Source organism: Flavobacterium succinicans LMG 10402 (assembly GCF_000611675.1).
GTDB lineage: Bacteria > Bacteroidota > Bacteroidia > Flavobacteriales > Flavobacteriaceae > Flavobacterium > Flavobacterium succinicans.
On sequence record NZ_JATV01000007.1, the window covers coordinates 1 to 12,546 of the forward strand.

12 protein-coding genes and 2 tRNA genes are annotated in these 12,546 nt (G+C 35.5%); 9 read left to right on the forward strand and 5 right to left on the reverse strand.

Features of this window, described 5'->3' with window-relative positions; all coding sequences use genetic code 11:
- Positions 1-81, reverse strand: an 81-nt coding sequence (locus tag AO58_RS17740) for a T9SS type B sorting domain-containing protein (RefSeq protein WP_155959412.1), incomplete at its 3' end; no start/stop codon positions are given.
- 71 nt (positions 82-152) lie between these two features.
- On the opposite strand from AO58_RS17740, the gene AO58_RS0108040 reads away from it, so the two are divergent.
- Positions 153-238, forward strand: a tRNA-Leu gene (locus AO58_RS0108040).
- 207 nt (positions 239-445) lie between these two features.
- Here AO58_RS0108040 and AO58_RS0108045 read toward each other — a convergent pair.
- Positions 446-2,422: an alpha-ketoacid dehydrogenase subunit alpha/beta gene (locus AO58_RS0108045; protein WP_024981219.1), complete on the reverse strand. Its 1,977-nt coding sequence runs from the start codon at positions 2,420-2,422 to the stop codon at positions 446-448.
- A gap of 172 nt (positions 2,423-2,594) precedes the next feature.
- On the opposite strand from AO58_RS0108045, the gene AO58_RS0108050 reads away from it, so the two are divergent.
- The 7 genes from AO58_RS0108050 (at position 2,595) to AO58_RS0108080 (ending at position 7,807) form a co-directional block, all read left to right on the forward strand.
- Positions 2,595-3,548, forward strand: coding sequence for an isopenicillin N synthase family dioxygenase (locus AO58_RS0108050; protein ID WP_024981220.1), 954 nt, complete (start codon positions 2,595-2,597; stop codon positions 3,546-3,548).
- A gap of 116 nt (positions 3,549-3,664) precedes the next feature.
- Positions 3,665-4,048 carry a GxxExxY protein gene (locus AO58_RS0108055; RefSeq protein ID WP_024981221.1) on the forward strand — a complete coding sequence of 128 codons (384 nt, stop codon included), beginning with the start codon at positions 3,665-3,667 and terminating at the stop codon, positions 4,046-4,048.
- Positions 4,049-4,112: 64 nt separating this feature from the next.
- Entirely contained in the window at positions 4,113-4,442 is a 330-nt protein-coding gene (locus AO58_RS0108060) for a translation initiation factor (protein ID WP_024981222.1), read from the forward strand.
- A 147-nt stretch (positions 4,443-4,589) separates the two neighbouring features.
- Positions 4,590-5,456: a nucleoside phosphorylase gene (locus AO58_RS0108065; protein WP_024981223.1), complete on the forward strand. Its 867-nt coding sequence runs from the start codon at positions 4,590-4,592 to the stop codon at positions 5,454-5,456.
- A 9-nt stretch (positions 5,457-5,465) separates the two neighbouring features.
- A complete protein-coding gene (locus AO58_RS0108070) occupies positions 5,466-6,002 on the forward strand; it encodes a GNAT family N-acetyltransferase (RefSeq protein ID WP_024981224.1) in 537 nt (178 codons plus the stop codon).
- On the forward strand, positions 6,003-6,854 hold the full coding sequence (locus AO58_RS0108075) for a substrate-binding domain-containing protein (protein WP_024981225.1): 852 nt from the start codon (positions 6,003-6,005) through the stop codon (positions 6,852-6,854).
- Positions 6,855-6,874: 20 nt separating this feature from the next.
- On the forward strand, positions 6,875-7,807 hold the full coding sequence (locus AO58_RS0108080) for a transglutaminase-like domain-containing protein (protein ID WP_024981226.1): 933 nt from the start codon (positions 6,875-6,877) through the stop codon (positions 7,805-7,807).
- Between the two features lies 1 nt (position 7,808).
- Here AO58_RS0108080 and AO58_RS0108085 read toward each other — a convergent pair whose 3' ends face one another.
- Positions 7,809-8,942 (reverse strand): serine hydrolase, encoded by a 1,134-nt coding sequence (locus AO58_RS0108085; RefSeq protein ID WP_024981227.1) that lies wholly within the window; start codon positions 8,940-8,942, stop codon positions 7,809-7,811.
- Between the two features lie 176 nt (positions 8,943-9,118).
- Positions 9,119-9,193, reverse strand: a tRNA-Val gene (locus AO58_RS0108090).
- Positions 9,194-9,401: 208 nt separating this feature from the next.
- Between AO58_RS0108090 and AO58_RS0108095 the strand changes: the two genes are divergently transcribed.
- Positions 9,402-11,186, forward strand: coding sequence for an ABC transporter ATP-binding protein (locus AO58_RS0108095; RefSeq protein ID WP_024981228.1), 1,785 nt, complete (start codon positions 9,402-9,404; stop codon positions 11,184-11,186).
- A 77-nt stretch (positions 11,187-11,263) separates the two neighbouring features.
- Here the strand turns inward: AO58_RS0108095 and AO58_RS0108100 are convergent, their stop codons facing one another.
- Positions 11,264-12,541 carry an NAD(P)/FAD-dependent oxidoreductase gene (locus AO58_RS0108100; protein ID WP_035717515.1) on the reverse strand — a complete coding sequence of 426 codons (1,278 nt, stop codon included), beginning with the start codon at positions 12,539-12,541 and terminating at the stop codon, positions 11,264-11,266.
- Between the last annotated feature and the right edge of the window lie 5 nt (positions 12,542-12,546).

Sequence of the window (12,546 nt, forward strand, 5' to 3'; positions counted from 1 at the left end):
ATTGTCATAACCCTCTACTTCAAAAACCAATACACCCCAACGGTTGTAGATCTCTACGGTATTCTCTGGATAGTTTTCTATACGTCAGATGGTAGAGCAATGGACTGAAAATCCATGTGTCCCTGGTTCGATCCCTGGAGGTACCACTAATTGCTCGGATGGTGAAATTGGTAGACACGCTGGACTTAAAATCCAGTGAACAGCAATGTTCGTGCGGGTTCAAGTCCCGCTCTGAGTACAAAAACAAAAAAAAAACTCCATTAGAGAACCTCTAATGGAGTTTTTTGGTTGTAACAATGCCTATAAATAGGCCCATTGTAGCTCCTTAACCCCGATAGCAGCGGTATCCTTGCTTGGGCGAATAAAGCCCAAGCAAGATTTAGAGGATAGCGGGAACCCTATTCACTGAAAATGCCTTTTGTGGGGGTTACTTATTATTTTAGAATTAATACTCGATTAAATCCAGCAATTCTTTTTCGAATCTGCCTTTAGGTAAGTATTGGTCTTCTAGTGCTTTGGTAAAAGGAATAGGCGAATCCAAACTGGCTACTCGTTTTACTGGCGCATCCAAATACTCAAAGCAATTTTCCATAATCAATGCGGACAAATCACTTGCAATTCCGCCAAAAAGACTGTCTTCTTGAACAATAATGGCTTTTCCTGTTTTCTTTACAGAAGAAAAAATGGTTTCGGTGTCCAACGGTTGCAAGGTTCGTAAGTCAATCACATCGGCACTAAGCTGTGGATTTTTATCTAAGGTTTCCAATGCCCAATGAACAGTAGCTCCAAAAGCAATAATGGTGATTTGATTACCTTCTTTCAAAAGAGCTGCTTTACCTAAAGGAAGCGTGTAATACTCTTTTGGAACCTCTTGATAAACAGAACGGTATAATAATTTATGTTCGAAAAATAAAACCGGATTAGGGTCATTAATGGATTCGTTTAGTAAACCTTTGGCGTCATAAGGAAAAGCCGGATACACTACTTTCAAACCTGGTGTTTTGGTAAACCAAGCTTCATTGGTTTGAGAATGAAACGGTCCAGCTTGTGTTCCTCCACCGCAAGGCATGCGGACAACAACATCGGCTTTTTCCAGCCAACGATAATGCGATTTAGCCAAAAGATTTACTATTGGATTAAAACCTGTAGATACAAAATCTGCAAATTGCATTTCCATGATGGCTTTGTATCCATTAATTGACAATCCCATAGCCGCTGAGACCACTGCACTTTCGCAAATAGGGGTATTTCGAACGCGTTCTTTACCAAATTCAGCCACAAAACCATCAGTTATTTTAAAAGCACCACCATATTCAGCAATATCTTGCCCCATGATAACAGAGTTTTCATAGCGCTGCATGGATTGTCTTAATCCTTGACTAATGGCATCTATAAAACGAATATTTTCGGTAGCTCCTGAAGGTTCAACAATTTCTGCAACGTAGGGTTTATAAACATCATTTAACTCTTCGTCGAAACTAGCTTCAATTTCCGGTTCGGCATTCGCCAAAGCCCAATCGGTATCGATTTCCTGTTTTATTTTTGCTTTGATTTCAGCATCTTCTGCTTCTGTAAGAATGCCATTTTGAAGTAAAAAGTCTTTATAATTCGCAACAGGGTCTTTCACTGCCCATAAATCCATCAATTCTTGCGGCACATATTTAGTACCGCTTGCTTCTTCGTGACCTCGCATTCTAAAGGTTTTAAATTCTAGTAAAATAGGACGAGGACGTTCAACCATCGAGGCTTTTAATTCACTAATCAAAGTAAAAACTTCCAAAATATTATTACCATCCACAATATGGCTTTCCATTCCGTAACCTTTTCCTTTGTCGGCTAAATTTTCACAACGGTATTGTTCATTAGTTGGCGTAGAAAGGCCATAACCATTGTTTTCAATGACAAAAAGAACGGGTAAATCCCAAACAGCGGCAATATTTAAAGCTTCGTGAAAGTCTCCTTCACTTGTCGCTCCTTCACCTGTAAAAACGGCTGTAATTTTATTGTTTTTTTTCAAAGTATTGGCCAGAGCAATCCCATCGGCCACCCCTAATTGAGGTCCCAAATGCGAAATCATTCCAATAATTTTATATTCTTGGGTACCGAAGTGAAAACTGCGATCTCTACCTTTTGTAAAACCATTTGCTTTACCTTGCCATTGAGAAAATAATCGGTGTAATGGAATAGCTCTTCCTGTAAAAACTCCTAAATTTCTATGCATTGGCAAAATATACTCATCTTGGTCTAAAGCAGCGGTAATACCTACAGCAATTGCTTCTTGACCAATGCCTGAAAACCATTTAGACACTTTACCTTGTCTTATAAGAATGAGCATTTTCTCCTCGATTAATCTGGGAAGTAGTATTTTCTTATAGAGACTAATTAATTGATCGTTGGTAAGTTGCTTTATGTCAAAAATCATTTGTTTTTAGGTTTTAGATAGTTTTCAAAGATATAAAAATATAACAGTTTCTTGTTTTTTTGTTATATTTTTTAGTTCTGATTTGGATTAATTAAAATTACAAATCAAAATATTCTTTACATTTGTGCTTAGAAGTTTTAAAAAGCTTCTAAATTATCAAAATTCAAATAATATGCAAAACATTCCTAGTGTTGACTTGCGTGATTTCCTTTCGGATGACCCGAAACGTAAACAAAAATTTGTAAATGAAATCGGAACCGCTTACGAAGAAATAGGCTTCGTAGCATTAAAAGGTCATTTTTTGAATGACGAATTAGTGGAGAACTTGTATACCGAAGTTCGTAACTTTTTTACACTTCCTCTCGAAGTAAAAGAAAAATATGAAATTCCAGGTATTGGTGGGCAAAGGGGCTATATTTCTTTTGGAAAAGAACATGCCAAAGGACGCTCAGCTGGAGATTTGAAAGAATTTTGGCATTTTGGCCAATATGTAAGCGAAGGTTCAAAATACGCTGGTGAATATCCTGCCAATGTTGAAGTTTCAGAATTAGCCAATTTTAATACAGTTGGAAAAGAAGCCTATCAAATGTTGGAGAAAACCGGAGTTTATGTTCTAAGAGCATTAGCCTTGTTTATTGGATTGGATGAATTTTATTTTGACCAATACGTAAAAGATGGTAATAGCATTTTACGACCTATTCATTATCCTCCAATTACAGATGAGCCAAAAGACGGCGCAGTTCGTGCAGCAGCTCACGGAGATATTAATTTGATTACCCTATTAATGGGTGCTCAAGGAAAAGGGTTGCAAGTGCAAAATCACGATGGCGAATGGATTGATGCTATGGCACAACCTGACGAATTAATGATTAATGTTGGTGATATGTTATCCCGTCACACCAATAATCGTTTGAAATCAACGATTCATCAAGTAGTGAATCCACCAAGAGAATTATGGGGAACCTCACGTTATTCTATTCCGTTTTTCATGCATCCTGTTAGCGATATGAAACTAAATTGCTTGGAAAATTGTATCGATGATCAACACCCTAAATTGTTTGATGATATCACTGCTGGCGATTATTTATATGAGCGTTTGGTGGATTTGGGTTTAATCAAAAAATAATTTTTACTTTTATACAATACAAAAGATGTCAAGCTCGCTTGATGTCTTTTTGTTTTTATAAAAAAAAGGAACGCGGATAACGCAGATTTTACAGATTTGCGCAGATTAATTTATTTATGAGTAGTATTTTACATCAAGAATTAACCAAATCAATATTAAAGATATTTTTTGAAGTTTATAATGAGTTAGGATACGGTTTTCTAGAAAGAGTGTATCAAAATGCTTTGTATTATGAACTTAAAGCAAATGGATTTCACGTTGAAGCTCAAAAGAAAATCAAAGTTTATTATAAAGAGATTGAAGTTGGGGATTATTTTGCTGACATTATTGTAAATGATTTAGTAATTTTAGAATTAAAAGCGCAAGATTATTTGGTTGAAGCGAATGAATTTCAAATACTGAATTATTTAAAAGCAACTTCGTGTGAAGTTGGTTTGCTTTTAAATTTTGGCAAAAAACCTGAATTCATTAGAAAAGTATATCAAAATAATAGAAAATAAGACTTCATAAATCTGAAAAATCCGCGGCATCAGCGTTCAAAAACATACACAAAACACACAAAAAATGGATTTACAAGACCAATTAAAACATCTTTTTCCAGATCATCAACCCCTTCCTGACGAACCCATTGAGGAAGTAGCGCACGAATTGTACGTGCAAAAAGAACCGATGATTTGTAAATACGAAAAACGAAAAGGCAAAGCCACCACGATTATAGAAGGCTACGAAGGAAGCGATGAAGATTTCAAAATTCTAGCCAAAGAAATAAAAACAAAATTGAGTGTTGGCGGTACTTTCAAAGAAGGAGCAATTATCATTCAAGGGGATTACCGCGATAAGATAATGGCTATTTTAAAGGAAAAAGGCTTTAAAACAAAAAGAGTTGGAGGGTAAATAGTAAGTGTTCAGTATGCAGCTTTTAGTGTTCAGTTTCATAGATAAAAAACACAAAAGCACGTACTCTAGTCTTCATAATGTAGGCTTTAGTGCTCATTTTAATAACATTAAACGATTAAACCTTAAACAATTTAAACATAGGTTATGATAAAAGATTCCGAATTAATACTCAACCCTGATGGTAGTGTGTATCATCTTAACTTAAAGCCAGAACAAATTGCAACAACAATTCTGTTTGTAGGCGATCAAGATCGTGTAGAAAAAATCACTAAGCACTTTGATGCTATTGAGTTTACCGTTCAAAAAAGAGAATTCAAAACGCAAACTGGTACCTATAAAGGCAAGCGAATTAGTGTGATTTCTACTGGAATTGGTCCAGATAATATAGATATTGTACTCAATGAACTCGACGCTTTAGTCAATATCGATTTAAAAACCAGAAAGATAAAAGACACCCTAACAGCGTTACGAATCATCAGAATTGGAACTTCAGGTTCTCTGCAAGCTGATATCCCAGTAGATCATTTTGTGATGGCGCAATACGGACTAGGATTAGACAATATGCTTCGCTCTTATTTGATTGATTCAATTTCTGAGACTCGTTTGGAAAAAGCCTTTATCGAACAAACCCACTGGGATTTGAAAAAAGGAACGCCTTATGTTATAGGTTGTTCCACTGAGTTGGAGCAATTAATTGCAAGTGAACAAATTCATAAAGGAATTACGGCAACGGCTGGTGGTTTTTATGGTCCACAAGGACGTGTGTTGCGTTTAGGAATTCAAGATTCAGCATTGAATTCTAAAATGGATTCCTTTAGTTTTGAAGGGCATCGCATTACCAATCTAGAAATGGAAACCAGTGCTATTTATGGACTAGGTAAATTACTAGGACATCATTGCTTATCTATGAATGCCATCATTGCCAACCGCGCGAACGGAACTTTTAGCCAAGATCCTTATAAAGCCGTAGACGAACTTATTTTGTATACGCTCAATAAACTAGCCCAATAATTACCACAAATGGATGTACTTCTCGAAACTGACCGATTAATTCTTCGCCCATTTACGCTTGACGATGCCGAAGCTATGTTTGTTATGGATTCCAATCCTATTGTCCACAAATATTTATGGAACAAACCCGTTCAAAATATTACAGAAATCTATCCGGTGATTGAATCGCTTCAAAAACAATATGCAACTAATAAAATTGGCCGTTTTGCTACTTTTTTAAAAGATGATGGGCAGTTCATCGGTTGGACAGGTATTAAGTTCATCAACGACCATATAGAAAACGGAAACACCAATTTTTACGATTATGGATACCGCTTGGACGAGCGCTTTTGGAACAAAGGCTACGCCACCGAAGCCACAAAATTTTGGCTGGAGTATGGTTTTAATGAAATGAAGATAAAAGAGATGAATGCTTACACCCACGCCCAAAATGGTGCTTCCAATCATATCCTAAGCAAATGTGGTATGCAATTTATAGAAGAATATACGGCTGAAGATGGCATCAATTGGAAATGGTGGCAACTATTGAATCCAAATCAAAAATAAATGACAACAATACGAATAGCTGGTGTTCCAGAACATTTTAATCTGCCTTGGCACTTAGCCATTGAAAATGGAGATTTTAAAAAAGCAGCCATCGACTTGCAATGGACAGATGTTCCAGAGGGTACAGGTAAAATGTGCCAAATGCTTCGCGATGGAAGTACGGATATTGCTATTATTTTAACCGAAGGTATCGTAAAAGATATTACCGCTGGAAATCCTGCAAAAATCGTTCAAGTGTATGTTGAAACTCCATTAATTTGGGGAATTCATGTGGCAGCCCAATCCAAATACAAGACCTTAGCCCAACTTGAAGGCACGAAAGCCGCCATTTCAAGAATAGGTTCTGGTTCTCAATTAATGGCCTATGTCAATGCTGGTAATCAAAAATGGGACGCTAATTCCTTGTCATTTGAAATTGTCAATACGATTGATGGAGCTGTCATTGCTTTGACCGAAGGTACGGCTGATTATTTTATGTGGGAAAGATTCATGACGCAACCTCTTGTTGACAAAGGAATTTTTAGGAGAATCGCTGATTGTCCCACACCTTGGCCTTGTTTTGTTATTGCAGTTCGAGACGAAATTTTAGACCAAAACCCAAATGTGATTACCAAAATTCTAGAAATAATCAACCATAATACGTCACAATTTAAATTGATACCTAACATTATCACAAAGCTTGCGTCACGCTATCATCAAAAAGAAGAAGATCTTGAAAAATGGTTAGCTTTAACCGAATGGTCGCAAAAACAACTAAGTAAAAATGTGTTAAACAATGTCCAAAATCAATTATTGAAACTCGGAATTATTGATAAAACAAGTACATTTGCTGCTATAGTAAAAGAGGTATAATCGTACTGCTTTTCAATGATATGATAGCACCTAAAAAAATTGATGTCACAAAGCTGAAAACCCAACTACAAGTCAAGAAACCTTGGGATGTTGTGCTTATATCTATTTTAAATTTAATTATTACATTTCCTGTTTTTATTATTATACATCACAATGTAATTGATCCAGATTGGGCTTTTAATCTTGATAGACTACTTATTTTTGCATTGGTTTTTATGGTGATTCATTTTATATTGAATGCGATGAAAACACTGACCTTAATAGTGATTATTCTGTATTTTTTTGTGCTAATTTATGGAAGTGTTTTTGGAAATTATGGTTTTGAAAGTATAGTAGAAGACTATAATTCAATGGTATACACTATGTCCGATAGCCCTTATCCTCAAGATATTATTGTGGCAAAACTCCTTCCTTTTCCTAATAAAACAAAAATTAGACGCGCTATTGAATACCAAAGCCCTAAGGTTAGGAATTTTGCGGTAATGGCTACAAGTAAGCATTTTAAAAGCATTAAAGGCTACTCTGATTATAGAACCATAATACAATGTTTTGCAGTGTTCAAAGAAATCAATGCGCGTTGGAATTATGTACATGATCCCAAAGATGGCGATTATATTGCGACAGCTACAGAATCCTTGCTCTATTTTTCCGGGGATTGTGACGATCACTCCATTTTGATGGCTGCTTGCGTTCGAGCTATTGGTGGCACTCCACGACTTATTCATACCAAAGGGCATATTTACCCGGAAATTTTAATTGGCACCAAAGAAGATTTAGAAAAAGTAAATTATTTGATTAAAAACGAATTATTTCCTAAGGAGAGTGCTAACAAAGAAATCCATTACCATATTGATGAACGAGGGCAGGTTTGGATGAATTTGGATTATACGGCAAAATATCCTGGAGGACCATTTTTATCAGAGGAAATTTTAGGTGCTTTGACTTTGATATAGATTATTTTCTGCTTTTTTCATACAATTGACGCCCTAATTCTGCTAAAAAAGGAAGTCCAATGGTATCGTATTCATAAATTCCATCATTAAAAATCTTGTCCTTATTGACCAAAATAGTAGCAGATAGTAGAAATTCAATATTGTTTTTGGAATCTACAATATAGGCACAATCCGTTACTGTGCCGTAAGCTTGTCCTATTTTGTTGTAAATTTTTATATGATCGGGTATGGTTTCTTTAGAGTCACCGAATAAGAAAAATTTACCATAACCATCATAATACTCTTTAGGGTTATAACCCGCGTTTCTTGGTAAATTTCGCATCGAAAACAAGATAAAAGCTCTGCTTTTTTCAGAAAGTTTAAATCTTTCACTTTCCTTAAAAGTTTCAGGAAAGACAATTCTTTTGAGTGTATTGTGTAAAGTTTCTAGCGGGTAGTAATTTTTTTGTGAGAAATCAAAAGGAGTCTCAACTATTGCATTAGTAGCATCATTAAAATAACCTTTTCCTTTAACGATATTATTTATCATCAATGGCTCAAATTTTTGAGAAGTTGTTGAAGGAAAAACGGTTATGGTGTTGTCATCCTTATATAAAGTTATGGGTTTTATGAGTAAACTACCCGAGTTTGGGGTTGATAATCTATGTGTTATTCTAAATGGGAACAACCCCTTTTGTTTCATGCCATTGTTTAATGCATCAAATCCAATAAATTCAAAAAGATGATTGCTAGCCTCATTATCGCTTACAGCAAATAATTTTGAAATCTCCTCAGAAAACTTCCACTTTGAAGTAGCGTCTCCGATAGAAAATGTTGAATTAACTGAAGTATTTGGTATGGCATCTAACTTTTCCATCGCCATAACTGCGATAGGGAATTTGACCGTACTAGCTGGATAAAAATACTGATTGGCGTCTACATGATATTTATAATCCTTAAATGAAACTTTTCCTTGTTTGTTTCTGGTAATTTGAGAGTAAATAATTTGAACTTCAAAGGCTGATGGATTTTGCATTACTTGATGAATAATCCCTTTTTTAGTTTTTAGAGTTTGTTTCAAAGGGTTTCTTGTGATGCTGCATCCATAAACTGCAATTGATAAGATGACTAGTAATATTTTTGCATTAAATTTCATAAATGAATATATAGAGCTTGAAATATACTACAAATTAAGTAGATGGTAAGTTATTGTAACGCTTTTATTTATGATTTTTGATCCTTTCAAAAAAAGGGAAGTCCCAAAATTTCGGAATAAATAAAAAAAAAAATCCGTAAAAACTTGATGTTTCAAGTCGTTACGGATTTTATCTGTGGGCGATGAGGGGTTCGAACCCCCGACCCCCTCGGTGTAAACGAGGTGCTCTGAACCAGCTGAGCTAATCGCCCTTTCGGGTTGCAATGTCTTGCGTTATTGCGTGTGCAAATATACATCTAGATTTTGTATTTGCAAGCGTTTTTTTGAAAAAAAATAAAATAAAACAGTGCTTTTTTCTTTATTCCTTAAAAGTCAAGTGTTTAGTTTTGGGTGTAAATGCATTTATTTTTTTGTATTCGCTTCCCATAGTATTACATTTGGCCTTTATAAAATAAGATTATGGGAAGATTTAAAGAAAATGATTTGCCTAAAGCAAAAATTACCGCAACATCAATCAACAAAGCCAAGATTATTTTTAGATATGCGGGCAATAATACATGGAAGTTTTACTTAGGCTTATTGTTTCTGTTGCTAACGAGTGTTACTGCATTGGCTTTTCCAAAGTTTATGGGAATGCTTGTGGATTGTGTTAACAAGAAAGATGCTGATTTAGCCAATCAAATTGCTTTGGGATTGGCCTTAGTACTGGTTTTGCAATCCGTTTTTTCTTTTTTTAGATTGTCACTTTTTGTGAATTTTACAGAAAACACCTTAGCGAATGTTAGACTGGCGTTGTATACCAATTTGGTCAAATTGCCCATGTCGTTTTTTTCTCAAAAAAGAGTAGGAGAGTTAAATAGCCGCATAAGCAATGATATTAGTCAAATTCAAGATACCTTAACCACTACTATTGCCGAATTTTTACGTCAATTTATTCTTATCGTAGGTAGTTTTATTATGTTGGCTAGCATTAATGTGAAATTGACTATTATGATGGTTTCTGTAGTGCCATTGGTTGGAGTAGCGGCTGTGTTTTTTGGTAGATACATTCGTAAATATTCTAAGAAAGTTCAAGATCAAGTAGCAGAAAGCCAAGTGGTAGTTGAAGAAACAATGCAAGGGATTAGTATTGTCAAAGCTTTTGCAAATGAATGGTACGAGATCGACCGTTATACTACAAAAATTCGCGAGGTAGTCAAAGTGGCGATTAAAGGAGGGCAATTGCGCGGTTATTTTGCCTCATTTATTATTGTGTGTTTGTTCGGAACCATTGTAGCTGTAGTTTGGTATGGCGTACAATTGAGTATTGCTGGTGAAATTACCGTGGGCGAATTGTTTACTTTTATTTTGTATTCTAGTTATGTGGGTGCCTCTTCGGGGGGAATAGCCGAGTTGTATGCTCAAATGCAGAAAGCCATCGGAGCAACCGAGCGTGTGTTTGAATTGTTAGAAGAAGTACCAGAAAAAATCAATAGTACTGAAATTCAAAATTTTCCTAAAATAAAAGGCGATGTTGCTTTTCAAAATGTTGCGTTTACCTATCCTTCCCGAAAAGAAATTGAAGTTTTGAAAGGAGTTAGTTTTTCGGCTCTGTCCGGACAAAAAATTGCTATTGTTGGGCCAAGTGGTGCAGGAAAATCAACTATTGCTTCCTTGCTACTCCGTTTTTACGACACCACAGGAGGAACAATTACCATTGATGATAAAAATATGTTGGCCTACGATTTAGAGGCTTTGCGTGGTAATATGAGTATAGTACCTCAAGATGTGATTTTGTTTGGTGGAACGATCAAAGAAAATATTGCTTATGGGAAGCCCAATGCCACCGACGAAGAAATTATGTTAGCCGCTAAGCAAGCCAATGCGCTGCAATTTATTCAAGGATTTCCAGAAAAATTTGAAACTGTGGTGGGAGAAAGAGGAATTAAACTTTCTGGTGGGCAAAGACAGCGTATTGCTATAGCAAGAGCGTTGCTTAAAAATCCTAGTATTTTGATTTTGGATGAAGCTACTTCTTCTTTGGATAGCGAAAGCGAAAAATTAGTTCAAGAAGCTTTAGAAATTTTAATGGAAGGAAGAACGAGTATCATCATTGCACACCGATTATCAACGATTCGTAGTGCGGATCAAATCTTAGTGTTGGATCAAGGACAAATTGCTGAAAAAGGTACGCACCAAGAACTAATTGCATTGGAAAATGGAATTTACAAAAACTTAAGTAATTTACAATTTAGTACGCTTTAGAAATATTCATGGCTATTTAGTCTAAAATCGATGTAATGCAATTAAAAAGCAGTGGTGTGAATCACTGCTTTTTGATTTTAGGAGTTGTCTTTATTTGGAGCATTAGGTCTAATAATCATTCTCAAATCATGATCTTTGGTGAAGTAGGCAATAGACCAGTTGTAAAATGTAGCCATTTTATTTCGATAATGCATTAAAGAAATTAGGTGCACAAATACCCAAATAAACCAAGCGAAAAATCCTTTGAAATGCAAGTTTTTAGGTAAATCAGCTACGGCTTTATTTCTTCCAATGATGGCCATTGAGCCTTTATCTGTATATGAAAATTCTTTTAAAGTTTTTCCATTGGCTAGCTTATCAAAGTTTTTGGCTAAATTTTTAGCTTGTTGTAAGGCGACTTGTGCCACTTGAGGATGTCCATCTGGAAAATTTTTGTCTGTAAGCTGAATACTATTGTCACCGATAGCATAGCAGTTTTCTAAATTTTCAATAGCATTATAGCCATTGGTTTGAAGTCTTTTTCCCCGACCAAAACAATCTGATGGAATCCCTTCAAACTGTTGAGTCGTAACGCCTGCTGCCCAAATTAAATTTTCGGTTTCTATTATTTTTCCATTGCTTAATAGTACTTTTTGATTTGAAAAATCGGTGACCTGCGTATTTAAATACACTTTGACGCCTAATTTTTTCAAATCTATTAGAGTGTTTTCTTGTGCTTTTTTGCTCATAGGAGATAATAGCTGTGCGCTGCCATCTACTAAGTAAATATGCGTTTTAAAAGGATGTTTGTTGAATTCTGGATAATCTTTTTTGAAAACGGTTTTGCGTAACTCTGCCAGCATGCCTGAAATTTCAACGCCTGTAGGTCCACCTCCCGCAACCACAATGGTAAGTTTTTCTTTTAACTTTTTTTTGTTGTCGAGTAGTCTTGTCGCTTCCTCGATTTGCTGCAATAAAAAATTACGCATTTCTAAAGCATCATTCAACGTTTTCATTGGAATGGCATTCTTTTGAACATTTTTCATTCCAAAATAATTCGTAACTGTTCCTGTGGCAAATACTAAATAGTCATACGTAAGCTCGCAAGTAGAAAGGATCACTTTTTTCTGATTAGCCTCAATTTTTAAAAGTTCACCATTTACAAAATTCACGTTTTTTTTGTTTCGTAATAGTTTTCTAAAGGGATAGCTAATGTTAGAAGGTTCCAAAAAACCAGTAGCTACTTGATACAGCAAAGGAGGGAAGAACACATAATTGTTCTTGTCCACCAAAGTGATTTCGTAGGCTTTGTTTGTAGTATCTTTAGCTAAGTTTAGTCCTGCAAATCCTCCTCCAATTATGATGATTTTTTTCATGATTG

Bases quoted from the DNA above. Each gene is read 5' to 3' on its own strand.
- AO58_RS0108045 (WP_024981219.1), bottom strand. From the start codon at position 2,422: ATGATTTTTGACATAAAGCAACTTACCAACGATCAATTAATTAGTCTC.
- AO58_RS0108050 (WP_024981220.1), top strand. From the start codon at position 2,595: ATGCAAAACATTCCTAGTGTTGACTTGCGTGATTTCCTTTCGGATGAC.
- AO58_RS0108055 (WP_024981221.1), top strand. From the start codon at position 3,665: ATGAGTAGTATTTTACATCAAGAATTAACCAAATCAATATTAAAGATA.
- AO58_RS0108060 (WP_024981222.1), top strand. From the start codon at position 4,113: ATGGATTTACAAGACCAATTAAAACATCTTTTTCCAGATCATCAACCC.
- AO58_RS0108065 (WP_024981223.1), top strand. From the start codon at position 4,590: ATGATAAAAGATTCCGAATTAATACTCAACCCTGATGGTAGTGTGTAT.
- AO58_RS0108070 (WP_024981224.1), top strand. From the start codon at position 5,466: ATGGATGTACTTCTCGAAACTGACCGATTAATTCTTCGCCCATTTACG.
- AO58_RS0108075 (WP_024981225.1), top strand. From the start codon at position 6,003: ATGACAACAATACGAATAGCTGGTGTTCCAGAACATTTTAATCTGCCT.
- AO58_RS0108080 (WP_024981226.1), top strand. From the start codon at position 6,875: ATGATAGCACCTAAAAAAATTGATGTCACAAAGCTGAAAACCCAACTA.
- AO58_RS0108085 (WP_024981227.1), bottom strand. From the start codon at position 8,942: ATGAAATTTAATGCAAAAATATTACTAGTCATCTTATCAATTGCAGTT.
- AO58_RS0108095 (WP_024981228.1), top strand. From the start codon at position 9,402: ATGGGAAGATTTAAAGAAAATGATTTGCCTAAAGCAAAAATTACCGCA.
- AO58_RS0108100 (WP_035717515.1), bottom strand. From the start codon at position 12,541: ATGAAAAAAATCATCATAATTGGAGGAGGATTTGCAGGACTAAACTTA.